General features: G+C 73.1%; 22 protein-coding genes and 1 pseudogene. 13 read left to right on the forward strand and 10 right to left on the reverse strand.

The window, feature by feature from the left end; translation table 11 throughout:
• Positions 1 to 78: 78 nt before the first annotated feature.
• Positions 79 to 1,068, reverse strand: a complete 990-nt coding sequence (locus ACZ6S5_RS06785; protein WP_465998681.1) for a tyrosine recombinase XerC — start codon at positions 1,066 to 1,068, stop codon at positions 79 to 81.
• A gap of 38 nt (positions 1,069 to 1,106) precedes the next feature.
• Complete coding sequence (locus ACZ6S5_RS06790; protein WP_465998485.1) at positions 1,107 to 1,235, reverse strand: hypothetical protein; 129 nt, start codon at positions 1,233 to 1,235, stop codon at positions 1,107 to 1,109.
• A gap of 514 nt (positions 1,236 to 1,749) precedes the next feature.
• Here ACZ6S5_RS06790 and ACZ6S5_RS06795 point away from each other — a divergent pair.
• The gene (locus ACZ6S5_RS06795) at positions 1,750 to 2,091 is read left to right on the forward strand and encodes a hypothetical protein (RefSeq protein ID WP_465998487.1); all 342 of its coding nucleotides are present in this window, start codon (positions 1,750 to 1,752) and stop codon (positions 2,089 to 2,091) included.
• Between the two features lie 294 nt (positions 2,092 to 2,385).
• Here the strand turns inward: ACZ6S5_RS06795 and ACZ6S5_RS06800 are convergent, their stop codons facing one another.
• The 4 genes and pseudogenes from ACZ6S5_RS06800 to ACZ6S5_RS06815 form a co-directional block, all read right to left on the reverse strand.
• Positions 2,386 to 3,837 (reverse strand): AAA family ATPase, encoded by a 1,452-nt coding sequence (locus ACZ6S5_RS06800; RefSeq protein WP_465998489.1) that lies wholly within the window; start codon positions 3,835 to 3,837, stop codon positions 2,386 to 2,388.
• A 550-nt stretch (positions 3,838 to 4,387) separates the two neighbouring features.
• Positions 4,388 to 5,785, reverse strand: coding sequence for a recombinase family protein (locus ACZ6S5_RS06805; RefSeq protein ID WP_465998490.1), 1,398 nt, complete (start codon positions 5,783 to 5,785; stop codon positions 4,388 to 4,390).
• A gap of 28 nt (positions 5,786 to 5,813) precedes the next feature.
• Positions 5,814 to 6,065, reverse strand: a pseudogene (locus ACZ6S5_RS06810) (magnesium chelatase domain-containing protein); the annotation flags it as partial.
• Positions 6,066 to 6,067: 2 nt separating this feature from the next.
• Positions 6,068 to 6,427, reverse strand: coding sequence for a YraN family protein (locus tag ACZ6S5_RS06815; protein ID WP_465998492.1), 360 nt, complete (start codon positions 6,425 to 6,427; stop codon positions 6,068 to 6,070).
• Between the two features lie 225 nt (positions 6,428 to 6,652).
• Between ACZ6S5_RS06815 and ACZ6S5_RS06820 the strand changes: the two genes are divergently transcribed.
• The 8 genes from ACZ6S5_RS06820 to ACZ6S5_RS06855 all read left to right on the forward strand — a co-directional run bounded on the left by ACZ6S5_RS06820 (position 6,653) and on the right by ACZ6S5_RS06855 (position 15,697).
• Positions 6,653 to 7,537, forward strand: coding sequence for a hypothetical protein (locus ACZ6S5_RS06820; RefSeq protein WP_465998494.1), 885 nt, complete (start codon positions 6,653 to 6,655; stop codon positions 7,535 to 7,537).
• A gap of 443 nt (positions 7,538 to 7,980) precedes the next feature.
• Entirely contained in the window at positions 7,981 to 8,808 is an 828-nt protein-coding gene (gene rpsB, locus ACZ6S5_RS06825; RefSeq protein WP_465998496.1) for a 30S ribosomal protein S2, read from the forward strand.
• Positions 8,809 to 8,944: 136 nt separating this feature from the next.
• Positions 8,945 to 9,772 carry a translation elongation factor Ts gene (gene tsf, locus ACZ6S5_RS06830; RefSeq protein ID WP_465998497.1) on the forward strand — a complete coding sequence of 276 codons (828 nt, stop codon included), beginning with the start codon at positions 8,945 to 8,947 and terminating at the stop codon, positions 9,770 to 9,772.
• A gap of 166 nt (positions 9,773 to 9,938) precedes the next feature.
• On the forward strand, positions 9,939 to 10,706 hold the full coding sequence (gene pyrH / locus ACZ6S5_RS06835) for a UMP kinase (protein ID WP_130332947.1): 768 nt from the start codon (positions 9,939 to 9,941) through the stop codon (positions 10,704 to 10,706).
• 85 nt (positions 10,707 to 10,791) lie between these two features.
• The gene (gene frr / locus ACZ6S5_RS06840) at positions 10,792 to 11,349 is read left to right on the forward strand and encodes a ribosome recycling factor (RefSeq protein WP_465998500.1); all 558 of its coding nucleotides are present in this window, start codon (positions 10,792 to 10,794) and stop codon (positions 11,347 to 11,349) included.
• A 265-nt stretch (positions 11,350 to 11,614) separates the two neighbouring features.
• Positions 11,615 to 13,147, forward strand: a complete 1,533-nt coding sequence (locus ACZ6S5_RS06845; protein ID WP_465998501.1) for a phosphatidate cytidylyltransferase — start codon at positions 11,615 to 11,617, stop codon at positions 13,145 to 13,147.
• A 104-nt stretch (positions 13,148 to 13,251) separates the two neighbouring features.
• Positions 13,252 to 14,397, forward strand: a complete 1,146-nt coding sequence (gene rlmN / locus ACZ6S5_RS06850; protein WP_465998503.1) for a dual-specificity RNA methyltransferase RlmN — start codon at positions 13,252 to 13,254, stop codon at positions 14,395 to 14,397.
• 22 nt (positions 14,398 to 14,419) lie between these two features.
• A complete protein-coding gene (locus tag ACZ6S5_RS06855; protein ID WP_465998505.1) occupies positions 14,420 to 15,697 on the forward strand; it encodes a DivIVA domain-containing protein in 1,278 nt (425 codons plus the stop codon).
• A gap of 80 nt (positions 15,698 to 15,777) precedes the next feature.
• Here ACZ6S5_RS06855 and ACZ6S5_RS06860 read toward each other — a convergent pair whose 3' ends face one another.
• Positions 15,778 to 16,002: a DUF2631 domain-containing protein gene (locus ACZ6S5_RS06860; RefSeq protein WP_465998507.1), complete on the reverse strand. Its 225-nt coding sequence runs from the start codon at positions 16,000 to 16,002 to the stop codon at positions 15,778 to 15,780.
• A 235-nt stretch (positions 16,003 to 16,237) separates the two neighbouring features.
• On the opposite strand from ACZ6S5_RS06860, the gene ACZ6S5_RS06865 reads away from it, so the two are divergent.
• Complete coding sequence (locus tag ACZ6S5_RS06865; RefSeq protein ID WP_465998509.1) at positions 16,238 to 17,827, forward strand: Rieske 2Fe-2S domain-containing protein; 1,590 nt, start codon at positions 16,238 to 16,240, stop codon at positions 17,825 to 17,827.
• Between the two features lie 109 nt (positions 17,828 to 17,936).
• A complete protein-coding gene (locus tag ACZ6S5_RS06870; protein ID WP_465998683.1) occupies positions 17,937 to 18,590 on the forward strand; it encodes a TMEM175 family protein in 654 nt (217 codons plus the stop codon).
• Here ACZ6S5_RS06870 and ACZ6S5_RS06875 read toward each other — a convergent pair.
• Positions 18,571 to 20,172 (reverse strand): phytoene desaturase family protein, encoded by a 1,602-nt coding sequence (locus ACZ6S5_RS06875; RefSeq protein ID WP_465998511.1) that lies wholly within the window; start codon positions 20,170 to 20,172, stop codon positions 18,571 to 18,573. The genes ACZ6S5_RS06870 and ACZ6S5_RS06875 overlap by 20 nt on opposite strands.
• A 99-nt stretch (positions 20,173 to 20,271) precedes the next feature.
• Here ACZ6S5_RS06875 and ACZ6S5_RS06880 point away from each other — a divergent pair, with 99 nt between their 5' ends.
• Positions 20,272 to 20,748: a 50S ribosomal protein L7/L12 gene (locus tag ACZ6S5_RS06880; RefSeq protein WP_465998513.1), complete on the forward strand. Its 477-nt coding sequence runs from the start codon at positions 20,272 to 20,274 to the stop codon at positions 20,746 to 20,748.
• A gap of 12 nt (positions 20,749 to 20,760) precedes the next feature.
• Here ACZ6S5_RS06880 and ACZ6S5_RS06885 read toward each other — a convergent pair whose 3' ends face one another.
• Positions 20,761 to 21,606 (reverse strand): YhjD/YihY/BrkB family envelope integrity protein, encoded by an 846-nt coding sequence (locus ACZ6S5_RS06885; protein WP_465998515.1) that lies wholly within the window; start codon positions 21,604 to 21,606, stop codon positions 20,761 to 20,763.
• A 51-nt stretch (positions 21,607 to 21,657) separates the two neighbouring features.
• Here ACZ6S5_RS06885 and ACZ6S5_RS06890 point away from each other — a divergent pair, with 51 nt between their 5' ends.
• Positions 21,658 to 22,203, forward strand: coding sequence for a GNAT family N-acetyltransferase (locus ACZ6S5_RS06890; RefSeq protein WP_465998517.1), 546 nt, complete (start codon positions 21,658 to 21,660; stop codon positions 22,201 to 22,203).
• Between the two features lie 24 nt (positions 22,204 to 22,227).
• On the opposite strand, the gene ACZ6S5_RS06895 is transcribed toward ACZ6S5_RS06890, so the two are convergent.
• Positions 22,228 to 22,839, reverse strand: coding sequence for a tyrosine-protein phosphatase (locus tag ACZ6S5_RS06895; protein WP_465998519.1), 612 nt, complete (start codon positions 22,837 to 22,839; stop codon positions 22,228 to 22,230).
• Positions 22,840 to 22,987: the final 148 nt, after the last annotated feature.

The raw sequence follows: 22,987 nt of genomic DNA on the forward strand, positions 1-22,987 counted from the left end.
TATGCCGGGGCACCGGCGGCCGGACACCCGCTCCACCGAACCGGCGGCCCCCGGTCCCACGGTTCGTCGGCGTGGCGGTCAGGCCCGCGGATGTGCCTGCCGGTACGCGGCGCGCAGCCGTTCCACCGACACGTGCGTGTAGATCTGGGTGCTGGCCAGCGAGGAGTGGCCGAGCAGCTCCTGCACGGCTCGTAGGTCCGCGCCGCCCTCCAGCAGGTGGGTGGCGGCGGAGTGCCGCAGCCCGTGTGGCGTCGTCCGGGGCAGTCCGGCGGCCGCGGCGTACCCGGCGACGACCCGGCGGGCCGTGGTCGGGTTGAGCCGCCCGCCCCGCGCCCCGAGCAGAAGCGCCGAGCCCGAGCCGGGACCGGTCAGGGCCGGCCTGCCCCGGTCGAGCCACGCGTCCAGCGCGCGCTGGGCCGGCACCCCGTACGGCACGGCGCGCTCCCGGCCGCCCTTGCCGAGCACGCGCACCACCCGGCGGGCCTGGTCGACGTCCGTGAGGTCCAGACCGCACGCCTCGCTGATCCGTACCCCGGTCCCGTAGAGCAGTTCGAGCAGCAGCCGGTCGCGCAGCAGCACCGCCTCGTCGCCCTCTGCGGGGACCGGCGCGGCGTCCGACCAGTGGTTCGCGTTCGGCCGGTGGTCCGCGTCCGGCGCGGCGTCGGGGTCTCCGGGCGACGGCCGGACCTCGGCCAGGCGCGGGGCCTCCATCAGCGCGGCGGCCTGGTCGGCTCGCAGGACGGTGGGCAGCTCCCGCCGGGCCCGGGGACTGGCCAGGGTGGCGGCCACGTCGGTGGGGAGCAGGCCGGTGCGATGCGCCCAGGCGGTGAACGTCCGGGCCGAGGCGGCCCGACGGGCCAGGGACGTCCGGGCCGCACCCGCGGTCCGCTGCTTCGCCAACCAGCTCCGCAGCACCGTCAGGTCCAGCTCCGCCAGGTCGGCGCAGCCCATTCGCACGGCGTGGTCGAGCAGGGAGACCAGATCGGTGACGTATGCCCGCACGGTGTGCGCCGACCGGTTGCGTACCCGGGCCAGGTGGTCGGCGAAGTCGTCCACCGCCTCCCGCATCGCCGGCGGCAGCCCCTCGTGGACGGCCCGGGTGCCGCTCACCGGCACCTCCGGTCGCGGATCACCGGCAGCGGGCCGCTGGACCGGCGGGCCCGTGCCTCCGAGCCGGCGCCGGGGCACCGGCCGTACCGGCCCGTGCCGGGGCGGGCGCTGCTGTCGGCGGCCATCGGCCCAGCTTACGGCGCGGCCACCGATTCGGCCGATCGCCGACGCCGGGATCCGCGGGAAGCCGGCGAGGATGCCGTACCGCACGGTGTCCCGGGCGATCGCCGGCGCCCACCGACGGGATGAACTACTGAGACGGAACGCCTTCCGGCGTAGCCCCGCGTGGCGACTCGGCGGCGGAACACGTCCCGGCATACGGGCCGCGTGGCGACTCAGCCACCGCCGCCGGACCGCCCGCGGCGCGGTCCGCGTCAGCGGCATGCCGTGCGGGGTGGCCGAACCGGGGCTGGACAGGGGAAACTGTTCCTACGAAAAGGACGGTGGTGGTCGCCCCGGGGTTGACGACGCCCCGGTCGCCGGCGCTGCCGGGACAGGCGCCTCCCGCACCGTGGGAGCGGTGGGGGCGGTGAGCGAGGACGCGCGCCCCGGGCGGCGTCGCGGAAGGGTGATTGGCGAGTCGGATGTGACGGGCGTCGGCCCCGGGGAAGCGGCGCTCACGGGAGGAGGGGATCGGACGTGGGTGTGGATGCCGTCCTCTACCGGCTGGTGCGCGCCGGACCTGCCCGTCGCCGGCCGTCGCACGTCGCGTCGGAGGTGGTGGCGGATCCCGACGACGTGCTGCTGGACCTGCTCAAGCGGGTGCGGGGCGGGGGACGTACGCCGCTGCTGGACCGCGTCGACCCGCTCGGTGAGCTGGTGGTGGGCGCCGATTCCGCCCCGCAGTTGCTCGCCGAGTTGCGCTGCCTCGCCGAGGTGGCCCGGGCACCGGCGGAGGTCGAGCAGGTCCGGCGACTCGCGTTGCTGGCCCGACGCTGCCTGAACAGCCGGGACGTCGAGATCCGCTTCGAGGGCGACTGACTCAGCCACGCCGGCCCGACTCGACGGGCGCGGACGGCACCAGGACGGGCGCGGTCCTCTCGTGGTCCTGGTCCTGTTCGGTCGCTCGGTCGGGTGGGACAGATGCCGTTGCGGACGGCTCCACGCTGGTCTGCTGTCCCGTGTGTCCCACCGCGGCCGCAGGTGCTCTGGCCTGCGGTTGTCCCACCTGTCCCACCTGTCCCACTGTCCGGCCCACCTGTCCCGTCCCGTCCCACACCCCTTTAGGGGTGGGACGGGTGGGACACCCCGGGAAGTGAGATCGATCCGGCCCGGTCACGACGCGCCCACCGGCGGGCCGGTCAGCCGATACCGCGGGTACTTGGGCTTGGTGTCCATCTCGACCATGCCGGCCTTGCGCAGCTCGGCGGCGTGCCGGTAGAACGTGCTCTTCGGCGCGATGACGTCGACCAGGTCCGTCTTGCCGACCCACATGTCCGCGTGGTTCTCCCACCACGCGCGCGCCGTCCGCATGGCCGCGCTGGTCACCTCGTGGCCGATCCCGCTTGCGTGCTCGGCGGTGTCGGGCATCAGGACGATGGACCGGTCCCGGCCCTCACCGGTCGGCACGGCACGTAGCAGGATGTCGTCCCAATCCGCGTCGTCCTTGTTCTTGGTGCACTCCAGCTTGACCCGGTGCTCATCCTTGCTGACCTTGATGATCGTCGACAGCGCGCCGTCGAGCACGGTCGCGCCTCGGCCCGTCTCACCGTTGCGGCCGATGTGGTGCACGATCACCACGCACGCGGCAGACGCGGCGCGCAGCTTCTCCGCCTGGTCGACGAAGTGGCCCATCTCGGTGTTGGAGTTCTCCTCCACCCCGACCGTCACCCGGGCCTGGGTGTCGATGACGACCATGACGGCGCCGATCTCGCGGCACAGCTCGACCAGCGCGTCCCACTCGGCCCGGTTCGTCGACTGCACGGGCAGCGGCAGGAAGTAGACGTTCTCCATCGGCCGGCCCATGGCCCGTTCCCACGCCCGTACGCGCTTCTTCGTGCCCCGGGCGCCCTCCGCGACCAGGAACACCACCGGCCCCTGTTGGACCGGGTACGTCTGCCACGGCTCGCCGCAGCCCACCGCCGCCGCCATGTCGAGCACCACGAACGACTTGCCGTGGCCCGGCTTGCCGACGACCCAGACCAGCGAGTCACGGAACAGGATGTCCTCCCCGATCAGCGGCTCAGGGTCGGGGATGGTGTCGAGGCCGGCGGAGTCGAGCAGCGCGGCGCGCAGCCGATCGAGGTGGCTCGCCGGTCCGGCGGTGCCGCGGGCCGCGTCCAGCTGCCCAGTGACCTCCGCGACGAGCTGGCGACGCCGGTCCGCGTCGGCGATCCCCGCCGCGTAGCGGAGCCGCTCGGCCTGCTCGTCCACGTGCCGACGCTCGGCCCCGTCGAGGACGATGCCGATGTAGTGGTCGACGTGGGCGGCGACGGGCACTGCGGCGACCAGGTCGCGCAGGTATGGTGCGCCGCCGAGCCGGGCGAGGTCGCCAGCCGCGTCCATGCGATGGGCCAGCGCGACCGCGTCGGCCGGTTCACCGGCGTCGTGCGCGGCGAGTAGGTGCCGGTAGATGGCGGCGTGTCGTGGCCGGTAGAACTGGTCGCTGCCGAGCCGCTCGGCGACCTTGTCCATGGCGGCCGGGTTGAGCATCAGCGAGCCCAGGACGATCTGTTCGGCTTCCACCACCGAATCGGCCGGGGCCCGTTCGAGTACCGTCTCGGTCACCGCGCCGCCCGCTCTCCGGCGATGACGTCGACGACCTGGCCGAGCAGCTGCCCGACGCGCGGCGGGTCGACGTCGGGGCGGTGCTCGGCGCACCGCTGGCCGGGTCGGCACCCGCCGTACTCGCGGCATCCACGCTGGTCGGTGGCCGGCGGTATGATGCAGAGGACTGCTTCGCTGGCCGTCGTGAGGGCCGTCCCGTTCCGTCCGGGGCGGCCTTTCTCATGCCGCTGCACTGGCCTGCCCTCCGGTCGTCAGGAGGGCGGACAGCCGGGCGCGCTGCTCTTCGGTCAGCGGCGGGGCCTGGTCGACCAGGCGAGTGATGTGCTGAGCGAGCACGGCTTCCCGCAGGTCGCGGGACGCGGCTTCAGTGGCGGGGTGGTCGGTGCCGTGGCAGCGCTTCAGCGCTGCGTACCTGGCACGCCTCGATACGAGGGAAGCAGACATCGTGTCGGGGCCCTCCGCGGCCCCTGCGTCGACGTCAGCTAAAAGCTTAGCAGGGAAGATCGTTTCGGTGGCGCCAGGATGATCACCGGCGCCGGCCGGTTGCCCGTCAGCCCTTCCACGCGATGTCGACCGTGGACGGATCGAAGTACGAACTGCCCGGCGTCCAGCCGCGCGGCCGGCCCTTCCGCGTCCGGTGGATCGTCACCGTCATCAGCGTGTCGACCACCGCCCGGCGCCGGTGAAGGTCCAACGCCTCCCACGCCTTGCCCGGGTCCGCCACCCCGACCAGGCCGGCCAGCGCGTCACCCCGGCCGGCGGTGGCCAACTGGTCCTCCACCTCGGCGAGCCGGCGGCGCAGCCGCTCCGACCCCTCGCGCAGCTGCCGGACGTCGATCGCGCCATCGGCGTACGCGGCGGCCAGGCCGTCGAGCCGCTCGCGCAGCCCGGTCGCGTCCAGATGCAGCGCGCCGGAGTCGGGCCGGCCTGGGCCGGTGAGCAGCTCGGCGACGTCCGGGCGGGACAGCCGCTCGACGATGATTGCGCCGACGTACGCGTCCAGCTCTTCGGCGTTGCGGCTGACGCACTTGCCGGCCTTGCAGGCGTACGACGTGACGGACCGGCTGCTGCTCGCGGCCAGGCTGGCGCGCACCGGGGTGCCGCACACGCCGCACAGCGCCAGCCCGGACAGCAGCCACCGGCGGGCCGACGACCACTGCGTCCGCCGACCAGGGTGGTTCAGGACCGATACCAGCGCCCGCCACCGGTCCTCGTCGACGAGCGGCGGCCACGCTGCCTGGCCGACCACCTCCCCGCGGTGCTCCCGCAGGCCGGCGTTCCGGGCGCGCGTCAGCACCTTCCGTAGCTCGTTCGCCGTCCAGGGCCGACCCGTCGACGTGATCAGGCCGCGCGCGTTCATCTCGGCGGCCTGACCGCGCAGGCTGCCGCCGGACAGGATCGCGTCGGTAGCCTCGGCGACTGCCCGGGCCTCGTCCGGCCGCAGGGTGACGCCGTCCGGCTCATACCCGTACGGGCGCCGCCCGCCGCCCCACCGGCCGTCAGCGGCGGCTTGGAGCTTCGCGCGCTGCTGCCGCTCGACTTGGTGCTCAACCTCGTACCGGGCCACCGCACCGAGCTGCCGCGCCACCATCCGGCCGCTCGGCGTACTCAGGTCGAGCGGGCCAGCCTTGACCGTGTACGTCGGCACGCCGCGCGGCTCGCACGCCGAGATGTACTCCTCCAGCTCGATCGGGGAGCGGTGCAGCCGGTCAGTGTGCCAGGCCAGCACCGCGTCGATGCGGGCCGCGGCGATGTCGTCGAGCATCCGCCGATACGACGGACGCGGCTTGCCGCTGTACGCGGATAGGTCGTTGTCGCTGTACACCTGCGCTACCGTCAGGCCGTGGCGCACCGCCAGCTCGCGGCAGTCGTGCTCCTGGCGGGCCACACCGAGGCCGCCCCCCTCACGGTCCCGGCTGATCCGGACATAGATCGCAGCGCGCGTCATGGCGCTGAGTATGGCATAACTTGACGTTCGCTAGGTCGAACGCGGATCCGTACTTGGGCAGCGTGGCCGGGAGCAGGTTGAGGGTGATCCGCCGGTTCGGCCATTTCTGGCCGGAGTTCACGACGGCGGCCCGGACCCGGTCCCGGGCCTTGTGCAGGGCCGTGTCGGGCAGCCCGGAGATGACCACGCCCGGCAGCCCGGGGGCGAGGTCCGCCTCCACCTCCACCACGTGGCCGGCCACCCCGACCAGGCCGACGCAGAGCACCTTCGCGTAACTCATGATCAGAACGCGCCCTTCAGGTGTTCCACCCGGGCCGGACCGGCGGCGGGCAGCCGGACGGAGAGCACGTCGAAGCGGACCTCCTCGGCGGTGGTCCCGGTCTCGGCCAGCCAGCGCGCGGCGAGGCCGCGCAGGCGCCGGGCCTTCGCCGGCACGACCGCCTCCGCCGGGGTGCCGAATGCCTCCGTACGGCGGGTCTTCACCTCGCAGAAGGCGAGCACCCCGCCCTCCCAGGCGATGATGTCGATCTCCCCCTCGGGGCAGCGCCAGTTGCGCGCGACCGGACGCAGCCCCGCCTCGATCAGGTGCCGGACCGCGCACCGTTCGCCGTACGCACCGACGGCCTGGTTTCGCTTCGTCATGCCGGTCACGGTGCGCCCGGTCGGGCCGATGCCACCGTCCCGGATCCGCGTCCTGTGGACAACAGGGCCGCCTGTGGACGGGCGGACGATCATGGGTCCGCTGTGCTAGCCGGTGCGGACGTCCCTGTCCGTGCTCTGCCGGGTACCGCAGGCCGGCACCGACCAGCACCGACCAGCACCGACGCGGCCAGGGTCGGATGGCGCCGGTGGGTCCGGTGACATACCGTGCCGGTCGTGGACGGACGACGGAGCTTTCCCGAGGATCAGCAGGGGTCGCGCTGGGGCGACCACGGGTACGCCGAACCGGACTGGCGCGCGGCCGGCGAGCCGCGCTACCGCGACGACGACTTCCGCGTCCCCGAGCAGCGCCCCGATGAGGGCCGGTACGGCGACACCGGGCGGTTCGGCGCGGCCGAGCCGCTGGGCGAGGACGGTGAGGGCTGGCGGTCGCGCCGGGCGGACGACCCCTCGGAGACCTCCGGCGAACTGCCGGGCGAGCGCGTCGGCCGCCGGGCGGCCCGCGAGGCCGGCGACGCGCACGGCGGTGCGCCACGGGACGGTGGAGTGGATCCGCTGCGCGGCTACCCGGTCGTCGAGCCGCCCCGCCCCGCCGAACCGACCTTCGTCGCCCCGGCGCCGATCGCCGTGGGTGACCGTCCGGTGCACGGGGCGGCCACCCCGCTGGCCGTGGGGGAGCGGCCCGGCCCGCAGCCGGGCGAGCCGGGGCTCGCGCCGCACCCGTTGGAGATGCCGACCGGCCCGATGCCGTCGGTGGCGCCCCGGCTGGACGCGCCGCCGCCGGGGGACGGGGTCTACCGGACCCGCCGGCCCGCTCTCGCGGTGCTGCTGGCGGTGATGGTGCTGATCCTGGAGATCCCGGCGTTGCGGGTGCTCGGGCACGGCCTGACCGGAGACCCGGTCTCCACCTCGCACGTCGTGGTGGGCACGTTCCTGGTGGTCGGGCTGCCGATCTTCGGCACCGGTCTGTACGGGTTGCGTACCGGCGGGCTGGCGCTCGCCGACGGCAGCCGGGGCTGGCTCCGGCCGCCGACGGCGTACCTGACCGTCGGCCTGGTGCTCTTCGTCGCCGCCGCGCTCGCCGCCCGCTGACCCCCGGCGCCCGGCCGCGGCCGGCTCGGACAGCGGGCAGGGTGATGATCCACTCGACCTGCGGCAGGTAGCGGTGTCGCCGGGCCGGGACGGCGCGAGCTGCGGCATCCGGAGTCGATCACGAGGCCGGCCCGATGCACGGGCCGACGCGCGGCCCGAGCGGCCGGCACCGGCGCGGCCCGGGCGGCGGCCCGAGGAGGGCCCGTAGTGCCCGGAATGGGGGGTTCCCGCACCCCGGGGCCGGGGCGTGGGGAAGGGGCGTACACTGGTCGACTGGCGACCGCCTCGTGCGGTCGACCTCGCGTGCCCTCTCCACGGACCTCTCGTGGGGCGACGGCCTCCCTGGTCCCGATCTTGATCGGGCCCACCATGGCCGGCGATCGGGCGCCAGGCGTCCGGCCGCCGGCCGGACGGACAACCAGGGACGACTAGGAGTACCCACCATGGCCGTCGTGACCATGCGCCAGCTGCTCGAGAGCGGTGTCCACTTCGGGCACCAGACCCGGCGCTGGAACCCGAAGATGAAGCGCTTCATCTTCACCGAGCGCAACGGTATCTACATCATCGACCTGCGCCAGACCCTCGACTACATCGAGAAGGCGTACGACTTCGTGCGCACCACGGTGGCCGGGGGCGGCAGCATCCTCTTCGTCGGCACCAAGAAGCAGGCCCAGGAGGCCATCGCCGAGCAGGCGACCCGGGTCGGCCAGCCGTACGTGAACCACCGCTGGCTGGGCGGCATGCTGACCAACTTCCAGACGGTGTACAAGCGGCTCCAGCGAATGAAGGAGCTGGAGGCCCTGGGTGACCTGAGCGGCACCGCCGCCGGTTACACCAAGAAGGAGACCCTGCAGCTCTCCCGCGAGAAGGACAAGCTCAGCAAGACCCTCGGCGGTCTGCGGGACATGCAGAAGCTCCCGGCCGCGGTCTGGGTGGTCGACACCAAGAAGGAGCACATCGCCGTCGACGAGGCCCGCAAGCTGGGCATCCCGGTGATCGCCGTGCTCGACACCAACTGCGACCCGGACGAGGTCGACTTCCCGATCCCGGGCAACGACGACGCCATCCGCTCGGCCGAGCTGCTGACCAAGGTCGTCGCCGCCGCCGTCGCCGACGGTCTGATCGCGCGCTCCGGCCGGGGCCGCGGCACCGACGAGAAGCCCGAGCCGGGTCAGGTCGGCGCCGACGAGCCGCTGGCCGAGTGGGAGCGCGAGCTGCTCGAGGAGCCGAAGAAGGGTGACGAGCAGCCGGCGACCGCCGCCGCGGAGTGATCGCGCCGTCGCGTCCCCACCGTCCGATTTCCCGGCCGGTGGGGATGCGACGGGTACGCCGGGCACAACCGGCCCGGATCCGGGTAACCGGCAGCCAGACCATCCCACCGCAGTCTCAAACACCGAAGAGAGAGTCATGTCCAACTTCACCGCCGCGGACGTCAAGAAGCTCCGCGACCTCACCGGCGCCGGCATGATGGACTCCAAGAAGGCGCTGACCGAGGCCGAGGGCGACTTCGACAAGGCCATCGAGATCCTGCGCGTCAAGGGCGCCAAGGACGTCGGCAAGCGAGCCGGCCGCACCGCCGCCAACGGTCTGATCGCGCACTCCGGCACGTCGCTGCTGGAGCTCAACTGCGAGACCGACTTCGTCGCCAAGAACGACGCCTTCATCGCCCTCGCCCAGCAGCTGGTCGAGCACGGTGAGAACAGCGGCGCGACCAACGCCGAGGAGCTGCTCGCCAGCACCATCGACGGCAAGCCGGTGGCCGACCTGATCCAGGAGCAGTCCGCCAAGATCGGCGAGAAGCTGGTGCTCAACCGCTTCGCCAAGCTCGACGGCCCCACCGCGGTCTACCTGCACCGCAAGAGCCAGGACCTGCCGCCGGCCGTCGGCGTGCTGGTGCAGTACGCCGGCAAGGCCGACGAGGCCGGGGATGCCGACGCCCGCGGTGTCGCCATGCAGATCGCCGCCATGCGGCCGAAGTACCTGACCCGCGACGAGGTCCCGGCCGACGTCGTCGAGTCGGAGCGGCGCATCGCCGAGCAGACCGCCCGCGAGGAGAACAAGCCCGAGGCGGCGCTGCCGAAGATCGTCGAGGGTCGCGTCAACGCCTTCTTCAAGGACTTCGTCCTGGTCGAGCAGTCCTCGGTCGCCGACAACAAGAAGACGGTGAAGCAGATGCTGGCCGAGGCCGGCATCGAGGTCACCCGCTTCCTGCGGTTCGAGGTCGGCCAGGCCTGAGCCGCCGCACCGGGCGCTTGACGCGCCCGGAGGCAGGGAAATACGTGGACGAGGAGGCCGCCGGTGTACGTGACAGGCACCGCGGCCTCCTCGTCACATAGGGTCGGCAACGGCAGTTACGCGGTACGCGGCGCCCTCGGGGTGCGCGACGGAAGGGGCGGGGCGGATGACGCAGGTTGTGAGTGACCGGAGCCTGGCGGCGGATGATCCCACCGCTCCTCCGCCCGGCCGGGCCCGCCGGGTGGTGCTGAAGCTCTCCGGCGAGGTCTTCGGGGGTGGCGCGATCGGCGTCGACCCGGACGTCGTACAGGCCATCGCCCGCCAGATCGCCACCGTGGTCCGCCGGGGCGTGCAGGTCTCCGTGGTGGTCGGCGGCGGCAACTTCTTCCGCGGCGCCGAGCTGCAGAAGCGTGGCATGGACCGGGCCCGGGCCGACTACATGGGCATGCTCGGCACGGTGATGAACTGCCTGGCCCTCCAGGACTTCCTGGAGAAGGAGGGCATCGAGACCCGGGTGCAGAGCGCGATCACCATGGCCCAGGTCGCCGAGCCGTACATCCCGCTGCGGGCGATCCGGCACCTGGAGAAGGGCCGCGTGGTCATCTTCGGCGCGGGCGCCGGCATGCCGTACTTCTCCACCGACACCGTCGCCGCGCAGCGGGCGCTGGAGATCCGCGCCGACGTGGTGCTGATGAGCAAGAACGGCGTGGACGCGGTCTACACCGCCGACCCCCGCGTCGACCCGACGGCGAGCAAGCTCGACTCGATCACCTTCTCCGAGGTGCTGCGCCGCAACCTGCGGGTGGCCGACGCCGCCGCGTTCAGCCTCTGCATGGAGAACGGCCTGCCGATGCTGGTCTTCGGCGCCCAGGGCGACGACACCATCGTCCGTGCCGTCGGCGGTGAGAAGATCGGCACGCTGATCACCGCCTGAACGGCCCGGTCCGAAGCCGCAGCGGTCCTCCGACACACCAGCACCAGCACAGCCACGACGAGCGAAGAAGGAGGCGAGGAGACCGGTGATCGACGACACCCTCCTCGAGGCAGAGGAGAAGATGGAGCGTGCCATCGAGCACGCCAAGGAGGAGTTCGGCGGGATCCGCACCGGTCGGGCCAACGCCGCGATGTTCTCCCGGATCGTCATCGACTACTACGGCAGCCCGACCCCGCTGCCCCAGATGGCGTCCATCGCGGTTCCCGAGCCGCGCATGGTGATCATCAAGCCGTACGACAACTCGCAGCTCGGCGCCATGGAGAAGGCGATCCGCGACTCCGACCTCGGCGTGAACCCGAACAACGAGGGCAACCAGCTGCGCATCCTGCTCCCGCAGATGACCGAGGAGCGGCGCCGCGAGATGATCAAGGTCGCCCGGCACAAGGGCGAGGAGGCCAAGGTCGCCGTCCGGAACATCCGCCGCAAGGGCAAGGAAGAGCTGGACCGCCTGGTCAAGGACGGCGAGGTCGGCGAGGACGAGGGGCGCCGCGCCGAGAAGGAGCTGGACGACCTGACCCAGCGTTTCGTCGGCACCGTTGACGAGCTGGTCAAGCACAAGGAGAACGAGCTGCTCGAGGTCTGAGCGGCCGGTCGTACCCGCGTCACGGCACCGGCGTTCCGCAGCCCACCCCCCGGGGCGGCGGACCCGGTGCCGTCGTCGATCCGGGGCCATCGTCCGCCGTGCCGGGTTCCCCGGTGCAGTAGGCTCGGCACGATTCCCGACCACCACCGGGTGAACGACGGGGATCGGCCGGCCGTCAGGTCGGTCAACCGGAGCAGTCGCGCCTGTAGGGGATGGTCTTGGTCTTGCGTCATGTGGTGGCACTCGTACCGTCTCTCGGTGCGTGATGTCCCACCCCGACCCCTACGGCACCACCGAGCCGCGCGGCTGGGACCGTCCGGAGCGCCCGCTGCCCTGGCCGGAGGCCGACCTCGAGCCTGGGCCCCGGCGGCGGCCGCCCGGCCCGGAGGCGTACGCCGGACCGTACGGCCAGCCCGCCGCCGACCCGTACGGGCGGCCGGGCGACGGGCACGACGGACCGCGGGACCGCCGCCGGTACGACGAGACCCCGGCCCCCGGCCGGGGCTGGCGGGACGAGCCGCAGCAGCACGACGAGCGGAGCCGCCGCGAGCGCGGCCACCGGGATGCGGACCGGGCCTACGCCGGCCACGGCGGACCGCGCGACCGGGGCTACGACGACCCCCGCGACCGGGGGTACGACGCCGATCCGCGCGACCGGGGCTACGACCCCGACCGGGGCTACGACGCGGGTCCCCGCGACCGGGGTTACGACGCGGACCCGCGGGAGCGGGGCTACGGCCCGGACCCGTACGGCCGGGGTCACGACGACCCGCACGACCGCGGCCCCCGGTCCGATCCGCGCAGCGGGCGCCCCGGGGACGACGAATACCCTACGGCGCAGATCGCCCCGATCCGGGACGAACCGACCACTCAGCTCGCGGCGGTCCGCGACGAACTCGAGCCGGAGCCCGCGGCCGGGCGTCGGACGCGAGGCCGGCGTCGGGCCAGCGTCGACCGGCCGCCGACCGCCCAGCCGGCGACCGGGCGGGCCGGCCGCAACCTGCCCGCCGCGATCGGCGTCGGGCTGGCCCTCGGCGCGGCGATCGTCGTGCCGCTCTTCTTCTACCTGCCGGCGTTCCTGGCCGTGATCTCCGCCGCGGTCGCGATCGGGGTCTGGGAGATGTCCCGCGCGGTCCGCCGCAGCGGCGCCCACCCGCCGCTGGTGCCGCTGATCGCCGGCGGCGTGATCACCGTGGGGCTGGGCTGGTTCGCCGGGCCCGACGCGCTGAGTCTCGGCCTGCTGGTCACCGTGCTCGGCACGATGATCTGGCGGCTCGGCGACGGCCCCCGCAACTACCAGCGCGACCTGACCGCGGCCACCCTGATCGCGGTCTACGTGCCCTTCCTCGGCGGCTTCGCGGCGATGCTGGCCGCCGCGCCCGGCGACGGGCACCTGCGGGTGCTGGTCACCCTGGTCGGCGTGGTGCTCTCCGACACCGGCGGATACGCGGCCGGCGTCGCCTTCGGCAAACATCCGATGGCCCCCACGATCAGCCCGAAGAAGTCCTGGGAGGGCTTCGCCGGGTCGGTGACCGCCGCCGCGGCCGGCAGCGCCCTGCTGCTCTGGTTGCTCCTCGACGTGGCCCCCTGGTGGGGCGCGCTGTTCGGGGTGGCGATCTCCTGCGCGGCCGTCCTCGGCGACCTCGCCGAGTCGATGATCAAGCGGGACCTCGGGGTGAAGGACATGAGCAACCTGCTGCCCGGGCACGGCGGCCTGATGGACCGGCTCGACTCGATCCTCTTCGCGGTGCCGACCGCGTATCTGCTGCTCGCGGTCTTCGTCCCGCTGGCGGGATGAGGGATGAATCACGTGCGAGGGCGCGCATCCGCCGGCCGGTCGGGGCCGATTCGGCACCTACGGACGGGTGCGTCCCGCTCAGGGCGTGTCAGACTGGACGCGCCATGACGAGCCTCCCCCTGACCCCCGTGGACCCCGACGCCCGCGGCCGCCGACCCGCGATGCCGCCCCGTCACCTCGCCGACCTGGACCTGCCGGGCCGGCAGGCGCTCGTCAGCGAGCTGGGCGAGCCGGCGTTCCGCGCCAAGCAGGTCTCCAACCACTACTTCGGTCGCCTGGTGCGCGATCCGGGGCAGATGACCGACCTGCCGGTGGCCACCCGGGAGCGGCTGGCCGGGACGCTCCTGCCCACCCTGCTCACCCCGGTACGCGAGCTGTCCTGCGACGACGGCGCCACCCGCAAGGCGCTCTGGCGGCTGCACGACGGCTCGCTGGTGGAGAGCGTGCTGATGGGCTACCCGGACCGGGTCACCGTCTGCATCTCCAGCCAGGCCGGCTGCGGCATGGCCTGCCCGTTCTGCGCCACCGGCCAGGCCGGGCTGACCCGTAACCTCTCCACCGCGGAGATCGTCGACCAGGCGGTCTACCTCGCCGGCGTGGCCGCCTCGGGCGCGGTCGTCGGCTCACCGCCGCGCCTGTCGCACGTCGTCTTCATGGGCATGGGCGAGCCGCTGGCCAACTACTCCCGGGTGGTGGCGGCGATCCGCCGGCTGGTCGCGCCGGCCCCGGAGGGCCTCGGCCTGTCCCAGCGGCACATCACCGTTTCCACGGTCGGCCTGGTCCCGGCCATCCGCCGACTGGCCAGCGAAGACCTCTCGGTGACCCTTGCGTTGTCGCTGCACGCCCCCGATGATGAGCTGCGCGACGAACTCGTCCCGGTCAACCAGCGCTGGAAGGTGTCCGAGGTGCTGGACGCGGCATGGGACTACGCGGACACGACGGGCCGTCGCGTGTCGATCGAGTACGCGATGATCAAGGACGTGAACGACCAGCCGTGGAGAGCCGATCTGCTCGGGCGGCTGCTGGCCGGCAAGCTGGCCCACGTGAACCTCATCCCGCTCAACCCGACTCCGGGCAGCCGCTGGGACGCCAGCCCGAAGCCGGTCGAGCGGGAGTTCGTCCGGCGCTTGCGCGACGCCGGGGTGTCGACCACGGTGCGGGACACCCGGGGGCGCGAGATCGACGGCGCGTGTGGGCAGCTGGCCGCCGCCGAGGACAGGGACACCGACCCGCGCACCGCGACGGCGTAGCGGTACGAGACCAGGAGACATAGTGGCGAGTCAGGGTCAGCGTTTCCGGCGTAAGGCGCTCCGCCGGGGATACAAGGTCGACGAGGTCGACGCCTTCCTGGACCGGGTCGAGGCGACACTCGCCGGTCAGCCGGTCGGCGCGCCCGTGGCCTCCCAGGAGGTCCACGACGTCGTCTTCCGGGTCCGGTTCAACGGCTACGACGAGTGGCAGGTCGACCTGCACCTCGATCGGGTCGAGCGGCAGCTGGCCGAGCTCGAGGAGCGCGGCGGACTGCCCGGCGGGCGCGGCGGCGACCCGCGCATGGCGGATCGGCTCGGCCCGCCGATGCGCGACGACCGTGGGCTCTCGCCCGTGCCCCAGCCCCCGATGCCGCCCCGGCAGATGCCCGCGCAGGCCGGCCCGCCCGCCGACCGCTACGGCGGCCGTTATGACGAGCCCACCGGCGCCTTCGCCGCGGGCGGGTACGAGGGCCGCCGGGTGAACTATGAGCCGCCGCGTGGTCCGGGCGGTCCCGGCCCGATGGGTCCGGGTGGTCCCGGCCCGATGGGTCCGGGTGGTCCCGGCCCGATGGGTCCGGGTGGTCCCGGTCCGATGGGTCCGGGCGGTCCCGGTCCGATGGGGCACGGCGGCCCGCCGTCGCGTGGCCTCCCGCCCGGCCCGGGCGGCTACGGTCAGGACGACCGCCCCGGTGGCTACGGTCAGGACGACCGCCCCGGTGGCTACGGTCAGGACGACCGCCCCGGTGGCTACGGTCAGGACGACCGTCCGGGTGGTTACGGCCAGGATGACCGGTTCGACGGGTTCGACGCCGGCCGGCGCGGTGGTCGTCCCGACATGACGGCCGAGATCCGGATGCCCGAGCGGGACCTGCGTGACCTGCGCCGTGGGCCGGCCGGCCCGCCGCCGCTGCCGCAGCAGGGCTTCGGGGGCCCCGACCAGGGCTACGGTCCCGGCCCTGACCAGGGCTACGGCCCGGGCCCCGGCATGGCCGGCCCGCCGCCGATGGCCGGTCCGCCGATGGTGGGTCCGCCGATGGCCGGCCCCCCCGGCAGCGACCTCTACCGGGTCGACCAGATCCGCCGCAGCTTCCAGGTGCGCCGCTTCGGCAGCGGGTACGACCCGGACCAGGTCGACCGGTTCTTCGAGAGCCTGCTCGGCGGCATGCAGGGTCGCAACCCGATGCCGGTGAACCCGAAGGACCTGGACACGCTGCGCTTCGGGCTGGTGCCCGGCGGCTACTTCGAGGCCGAGGTCGACGCCGCGCTCAAGGACGTGCAGGACGTTCTGCTGGGCCGCTGACCGACCCGGAACGACGATGAGGGCCTGCCCCCGGCCGGGGGCAGGCCCTCATCGTCGTTCCGGTCGAGCGCGACCGGGGGTCAGGATCGCAGGCCGTTGCGCCGCAGCACGGTGTCGCCGACCACGATGGCCAGCAGCAGCGCGGCGAGCCCGATCAGCCAGATGTCCTCGACCTTGCCCTCGTGGTTGCCGCAGAGCGCCATGACCACCAACACCACCGCCGACAGCACCGCCCCGATCCGTCCGGACTTGCGGTGCCCGGGCTTGTGCTGATCTGGCGCGGTTACCGGCTCGCTTCCTGCCACTGTCGGTCCTTCCCTCGCGATCGGATCTCCGGTTAGTCTGGCACGCCCCGTGGCGGCCCCGGTGCGGGGTCCGCCCTGATCGGGCCGTCGGGACCCGGCGAAGGCCGCGGTGCCCGGGTCCTTGGTCCCGTCTTCGGTGGGGCGGAAGGGCACTACCGGCGTCGCGGACCGGCGACCACACTGCCTCCGGTAGCGTCTTGACGTACGCCTGATTGCCTTTTTGAGGGGGACTACGGTGCGAGTGACCGGTACGGGCCATGCCAGCATGCGGATCGACACGGCCGCGGGCAGCATCCTGTGCGACCCGTGGGTCAACCCCGCCTACTTCGCCTCCTGGTTCCCCTTCCCGGACAACTCCCAGCTCGACTGGGAGACCCTGGGCCAGGTCGACTACCTCTACGTCTCGCACCTGCACCGGGACCACTTCGACGCGAAGCACCTGCGGGACTTCGTGTCCAAGGACGCCACCGTCCTGCTGCCCGAGTTCCCCACCTCGGAGATGGAGGACGAGCTGCGGGCGCTGGGCTTCACCAATTTCCTCAAGGCGCCGAACGAGCAGGTCGTGGAGCTGCCCGGCGGTCTGAAGATCATGATCCAGGCGCTCACCAGCCCCACCGACGGCCCGATCGGCGACTCCTCGCTCTGGGTCGAGTACGACGGGGTGCGGCTGCTCAACCAGAACGACGCCCGCCCGACCGACCTGAGCGTCTTCGCCGAGCTGGGCCACGTGCACGCGCACATGCTGCAGTTCTCCGGCGCGATCTGGTACCCGATGGTCTACGAGCTGCCGCAGGCGGCAAAGACAGCGTTCGGCAAGCAGAAGCGGGACCGGCAGTTCGACCGCACCTGGCGGTACATCGACGACCTGAAGGCGGACAACGTCTTCCCGATCGCCGGGCCGCCGTGCTTCCTCGACGACACGCTGTGGCAGTTCAACGACATCTTCGGCGACGAGGGCAACATCTTCCCCGACCAGTCGGTCTTCCTGGCGGAGTACGCGAAGGTCGGTGGCACCAACGGCATCGTGCTCCTGCCCGGCAGCGTCGCGGAGATCACCACCGAGGGCACGACCACCACCCACCCGGTGCCGGTCGAGGAGTTCTTCGCCGACAAGGTCGCCCACCTGGAGGAGATGCGGGAGCGCAAGCGCCCGGTCATCGAGGCCGAGAAGGCGTCCTGGCGGCACCCCGAGGTCGACGTGCTCGGCGAGATGAAGCGCCGGATCGAGCCGCTGTTGGACGAGTCGATCTATCTGGCCAAGGGCGTCGGCGGCCCGGTCCGCTTCGACCTGGTCGGAACTGACGACTCAGGCGGCGAGACGATTGAATCCATCGTGGTGGACTTCCCGGGCAAGGAGGTGCGGCCGTACGCGGACGAGAAGGTCCGCTACCGATTCCGTACCGAGCGGGCGCTGGTGGAACACCTGCTGCACATCGGCGAGGTGGACTGGGTCAACTCGCTCTTCCTCTCCTGCCGGTTCTCCGCGGCCCGGATCGGCCAGTACAACGAGTTCGTCTACGCCTTCTTCAAGTGCCTCTCAGAGGAGCGCCTCCAGTACGCCGAGGGCTGGTACGACGAGCACGAGCGGGCGGTCGACGCCGAGGACATCACGCTGGACGGCTGGGTGGTGCAGCGCCGCTGCCCGCACCTGAAGGCGGACCTGAGCCGGTTCGGCATCGTCGACGGCGACCAGCTCACCTGCCAGCTGCACGGCTGGAAGTTCGACCTGGCCAGCGGCCGCTGCCTGACCAGCGTCGGCCACAAGATCCGGGCCCACCGCGCGGACGCCGACACCCCGGCCCCCGCCGGGGAGGCGGTCATCTGAGTTTCGCTCCGCCCGCCGCCCCCGCCGGGTGACCATCAGGTCAGGAGGGGGCGGCGTGACGGAGTCGGGCGCGGGGGACAGGCAGTACCGGTACCGGCGCGGCCGGGAGATGGTCCGGGACGCCTCCCGGGTGGAGGCGTTCAGCGACGGCGTCTTCGCGGTCGTGCTGACGGTGATGGCCGTCGAACTGCTCCAGAACGGCCCGGCCCGGGATCCCGGGAGGCAGCTTCCCGACGCCCTCACCCACGCCTGGCCGTCCTACCTGGCGTACGTGATCACCTTCGGGATCGCCGGCCAGATCTGGCTCGGCCACCACAACATGTGGCGGTACGTGGTCCGGGTCGACCAGCTGCTGGTGGTGTTCAACCTGCTCGTGCTGCTCTTCGTGGCCACCATTCCGTTCACCGCCGACCTGCTGTCGGACAACCTGCGCGGCTCCCCGACCGAGCAGCGGCTGACCGCCGCCCTCTACGTCGGCACCGTGCTCGGTGAATCGTTCTTCTTCAACCTGAGTTGGTGGTGGGCGCGCCGGCGGGGCCTGCTCCACCCCGACCTGGATCCCCGGCTGGCCCGGGCGGTCGCGTGGCGACTGCGGCTGCGCCCACTGCTCTACCTGACCGCCTTCGCCTTCGTCTTCGTCGACCCGATCCTCAGCCTCCTGCTCTACCTGCTGCTCGTCGGCCTTTCCCTCATCCGCCGCCCCGGCGACCTGCCCCGTTTCGCCGCCGAGGCCGGCGGGGAGGTCAGCGGCCGAGGTCGCTGAGGATGCGCTGGGCGGCGTTGTGGCCGGCGGCGCCGATCACGCTGCCCGCCGGGTGGCAGCCGGCGCTGCCCGCGTACACGCCGTCGACCCCGGTCGCGTAGGGCATCCGGTCGGTGAACGAGACGGTGTTGTCGACGTGGTGGATGTGCCCCCCCGTGATGCCGAAGTGCGCCTCGATGCCGGGCGGGGGCAGCGGCACCGCGTCGGCGATCAGGTCGCCGGTGCCCGGGGCGTACCGCTCGCAGATCGCGATCAGCTTCTCCACGTAGCCGGGCAGGGCCGCGTCCCAGGTGGTGCCGGCCAGCTCGTAGGGGACCGACTGGACGAACAGCGCCGAGGAGTGGTGCCCCGCGTTGTCGGAGAGCGACGGGTCGACCGTGGTGTGCAGGTACCACTCGATGGTCGGCTCGTCGGGCAGCCGCCCGGCCTGCACGTCGGCCCACATCGCGCGCAGCGCGGCCATCGGCGACTCGTTGCCCGCGCCGACCAGCGACGCCGAGCCGGGGAGCAGGTGGATGGTCGAGCCGAACGGGCTCGGCGCGTCCACCGGCAGGCAGGAGAAGCGGGGCAGCCCGGTCAGCGCCAGGTTGAGCTTGAGCGTGGTGCCGGGGCGGCGGACCGCCGCCATCCGGTCGGCGAGGCCCGCCGGGAGCGCATCGTCGGGCAACAGCCCCATCAGCCGGTACGGGTCGCAGGCGCCGAGCACCACTGAGGCGGCCACCTCCCGGCCGTCGGCGAGCACCACGCCGCTGGCCGCGCCGCGGTCCAGGGTGATCGCGGTGACCGGCGTACCGGCCAGGATGCGGGCCCCGGCGGCGCGGGCGGCCTCGGCGAAGGTCCGGGAGACCGTGCCCATCCCGCCCTGGGCGATCATCCAGGTGCCGCCCGATCCGGGCAGCCGGCACATGTTGTGCACCAGGAAGTTGTGCCCGGTTCCGGGGTCGTCCGGGCCGGCGTTGAGACCGGAGAGGCCGTCGGTGACCGCGTACATGCTGACCAGCAGCTCGGAGTGGAAGTCGAAGCGGGCCAGGTAGTCGGCGACCGAGCCGCGGACCAGGTCGACGAAGACCTGGCGCAGGGCCGGGCGGACGTACCGCTCGGCGGTCTCCTCCACCGGCAGCGGCTCGGCCAGCCAGGCCGGGGCCAGGTCCGCCCGGAGGTGGGCCAGCTCGGCCTGGAGGGCGTCGTCGGCGGCCGCGTCGGCGGGGGAGAACATCTCCGCGACCTGCCGCCGGCTGGCCGCGGCGTCGCTGCCGAAGAGCAGGTACGGCGAGCCGAGCCCACCGGGGGTGGGCAGGAAGTAGTGCGGGTCGCGGCGCAGCACCGGGATCTTCACGTCCAGCGTCGCCAGCAGCTCCGGCGGCATCAGCCCGAGCAGGTACGAGCCGGTGGAGTGCCGCAGCCCCGGCACCTTGGGGAACGGGTTCTCCGTCCGGGTGGCCCCGCCGATCACGTCGGCCGCCTCCAGCACCAGCACGTCCAGCCCGGCGCGGGCCAGCAGGATCGCGGACACCAGCCCGTTGTGCCCGGAACCGACCACGACGACGTCGGCGCGGCCCGGCAGCTCACTCGCTTCGCTCATGCCCGCGCAGCCTACTGCCGCGCCCCGCCATGCGGGAGGGTTCCGGGCCGACCGCTCAGGTGCCGGCTGGGGGTGCGCCGGGCCGCTACCGTCACCCGCATGTCCCCCGCTCTCCAGTTCGCCCTCGCGGCGGCGCTGCTGCTCGTGGTCATCGTCCTGGTGGCGCTCGGACGCGCCGTCGGTCGCCCTCGCGACCTGGTCGCGGTCCCACCCCCCGCAGACCGGTCGGACGGCGGCGCGACCACCGGCGGGGAACCGCCACCGGCGCAGGTCCTGCGGTTGATCCGGCAGCGGCGGAAGATCGACGCGATCAAGGTGCTGCGCCGGCACACCGGCCTGCCGTTGCCCGAGGCGAAGCGGGTGGTCGACCACCTGTCCGCGGGCGGTTCACCGCCGCCCTGGTTCGCCACCATGGGGCCGGTCGAGCCCCCCGCGAAGCTCCCGGTCGACGACGGCGTACGGGCCGACGTGGCGGCGCTCGCCCGGCAGGGGAGGAAGATCCAGGCCATCAAGCTGCTCCGGGACCGCACCGGCTGGAAGCTGGCTGAGGCGAAGCGGTACGTGGAGAGCCTCTGACGGCGATCGGCGTCAACCCGCACGGGCGGCCCGGCGCAGCGCCCGCCAGCGGCTCAGGGCCAGGGTGGCGGAGTAGCCGGCCAGCACGATCACGTGGAACAGGTAGAGCCAGAGGAGCACCGCCACGCCGGCGCCGACCTCGGTGAACCCGCCGAACGGCAGGCCCAGGTTCAGCGGCAGGGAGCAGAACAGCACGAAGCCGTGCAGGAACCCGGAGAGGTTCGCCGCGGTGAACGAGCCCATGCCGAGCGTGGCCAGCCAGTCCGGGGAGGCCGGGCCGACCACCCGGAACACCCACATCAGCACCGGGGTCAGCACCAACCACACCGCCAGGAACGACAGCACCACGCCGAGCGCCCCGACCCAGCCGCCCTGCCGGACCAGCCGGGTGGTCAGCGGCAGCGCCACCAGGATCGACAGCAGCAGCGCGGGGGCCGGGGCGAGCAGCGGCAGCAGCAGCAGGCGGCCCCGCCAGCCGACCAGCGCGCCGGACTCGCCGCGCGGCTCGGCCACCGAGACGAAGGCGCGGCGTAGCCCCTCCCCGTACAGGGAGGCCGGCAGCAGCGAGGAGAGCGCGAGCAGCGGGGTGAGCCGCAGACCGGCCTCGACCAGCGCGGCCACCGCGTGATTGGCGCCGATGTCGGCGGGCAGCGTGTCGATCGCGTACGCGGTGAGCCGGCGGACGTGGTCGTCTCCGGCGACCAGCCCGGTGAGCCAGATCGCCAGCAGCGCCACCGGCACCACCGCGATCGCCCCGTAGAAGGTGATCGCGGCGGCGTGCAGCGAGAGGTCCCGCCCGCGCACCGGCCGGAACGCCGCGCCGGTGATCCGCTTCGTCCGCTGCCATCCCGCACCCATCGGGACCTCCTTCCCCGGGCGGCACGACGGCACGCATTACGATCCGGCGGCATGATGATCGCCTCGACCGACCGCCTGCTGGTGCGGGACTGGACCGAGACGCCGGGGGACCTGGCCCGCGTCTACGACATCTACTCCCGGGACGAGGTGATGCGCTGGCTGGGCGGGGGCAAGGGCCGGATGACCGACCCGGCCGAGGCGCGGGAGCGGGTCCGCGCCTGGCGGGACCGCTACGAGCCGTACGCGGGCCGCTGGGGGATCTGGGCGATCGAGCCGCGCGAGGCCGGCCGGGCGGCGGGCAGTGTGCTGCTGAAGCCGCTCCCCGGGCGGGACGGGGTGACCGCCACCGACGACATCGAGGTCGGCTGGCACCTGCACCCCGACTCGCAGGGCCACGGCTACGCCACCGAGGCGGCCCGGGCGGTGCTGGACCGGGAGTTCGCCGCCGGCACCCGGCAGGTCTACGCGGTGGTAATGGCCGGCAACGAGGCGTCGATGGCGGTGGCCCGGCGGCTCGGCATGACCCACCTCGGCATCCGCACCGACTGGTACGGCGGCGTCGACCTGGAGACCTTCGTGCTGAAGGTGGGCGACTGATCGCCGGGTGGAGGAGGCCTCGGCTCAGCCCACCAGCCGGGTCCGTGCCGCCCGCACCAGTCCCGGCTCGACGCCTGCCTCGTCCAGGTAGCTCGCCGCCCCGCCGTACCGCTGATCGAGATGGGTGAGGGTGTTGAGCATCGTCTCGCGCGCGCAGCCGTCCGTGGCCGCGTAGTCGTCCGCGATTCCATCCGGACCGACCCCCGCCACCGCGAGCAGGAGCGCGACGAGTACGCCCGTCCTGTCCTTGCCGGCGTGGCAGTGCACGGCGACACCACCTACTGGTGCTTCGGCCGCCGCACGGAAGGCCGCTCCGATCCGCTGCCGGTTGTGATCAAGCATCGGGCCGTAGGAGTCGGGTGGGGGAACGTAGTCCAACACGTCGTTCAGCATCGGCGCGTGACGGTAGACGGGCGTGCCCGCAAAGGGACTGGGTCGCTGCTCGCATTCCCTCGCCCAGCGCAGGTCGACGACCCGGCTCACGCCGGCGGCCCGTATCGCTTGAACGGCAGCCACGGTCAGCAGCTCGTGCCCGTCCGACCGCAGCAGGGCGCCAAGGCGGACTCGGCGGCCGTCCACGGTGAGGGTGCCGCCCAGGTCGCGGGCGTTGCGGCAGTGCGGCCAGTCGAGTATCACGTGGGCTCCCGGAGGTAGGCGACGAGGTGGTCGGTGGGATCGCCATTCTGTCGGCCGGTGGCCGGCCCGCGCTGACCCCGCCGAGCCGTTCGAGTTCTCGCTCGACCCGGCCGAGCTGCTCGCTGAGGAGGCCCCGGCCGAGGAACCG

It is taken from the genome of Micromonospora sp. NPDC051924 (assembly GCF_055586005.1).

Excerpts from the sequence above, each read along its gene's own strand:
- ACZ6S5_RS06845 (WP_465998501.1), top strand. The coding sequence starts at position 11,615 with ATGTCCCACCCCGACCCCTACGGCACCACCGAGCCGCGCGGCTGGGAC.
- ACZ6S5_RS06870 (WP_465998683.1), top strand. The coding sequence starts at position 17,937 with ATGGTCCGGGACGCCTCCCGGGTGGAGGCGTTCAGCGACGGCGTCTTC.
- ACZ6S5_RS06875 (WP_465998511.1), bottom strand. The coding sequence starts at position 20,172 with ATGAGCGAAGCGAGTGAGCTGCCGGGCCGCGCCGACGTCGTCGTGGTC.
- ACZ6S5_RS06885 (WP_465998515.1), bottom strand. The coding sequence starts at position 21,606 with ATGGGTGCGGGATGGCAGCGGACGAAGCGGATCACCGGCGCGGCGTTC.
- ACZ6S5_RS06890 (WP_465998517.1), top strand. The coding sequence starts at position 21,658 with ATGATGATCGCCTCGACCGACCGCCTGCTGGTGCGGGACTGGACCGAG.
- ACZ6S5_RS06790 (WP_465998485.1), bottom strand. The coding sequence starts at position 1,235 with ATGGCCGCCGACAGCAGCGCCCGCCCCGGCACGGGCCGGTACGGCCGG.
- rpsB (WP_465998496.1), top strand. The coding sequence starts at position 7,981 with ATGGCCGTCGTGACCATGCGCCAGCTGCTCGAGAGCGGTGTCCACTTC.
- ACZ6S5_RS06880 (WP_465998513.1), top strand. The coding sequence starts at position 20,272 with ATGTCCCCCGCTCTCCAGTTCGCCCTCGCGGCGGCGCTGCTGCTCGTG.
- ACZ6S5_RS06805 (WP_465998490.1), bottom strand. The coding sequence starts at position 5,785 with ATGACGCGCGCTGCGATCTATGTCCGGATCAGCCGGGACCGTGAGGGG.
- ACZ6S5_RS06785 (WP_465998681.1), bottom strand. The coding sequence starts at position 1,068 with ATGCGGGAGGCGGTGGACGACTTCGCCGACCACCTGGCCCGGGTACGC.
- rlmN (WP_465998503.1), top strand. The coding sequence starts at position 13,252 with ATGACGAGCCTCCCCCTGACCCCCGTGGACCCCGACGCCCGCGGCCGC.
- pyrH (WP_130332947.1), top strand. The coding sequence starts at position 9,939 with ATGACGCAGGTTGTGAGTGACCGGAGCCTGGCGGCGGATGATCCCACC.
- ACZ6S5_RS06815 (WP_465998492.1), bottom strand. The coding sequence starts at position 6,427 with ATGACGAAGCGAAACCAGGCCGTCGGTGCGTACGGCGAACGGTGCGCG.
- tsf (WP_465998497.1), top strand. The coding sequence starts at position 8,945 with ATGTCCAACTTCACCGCCGCGGACGTCAAGAAGCTCCGCGACCTCACC.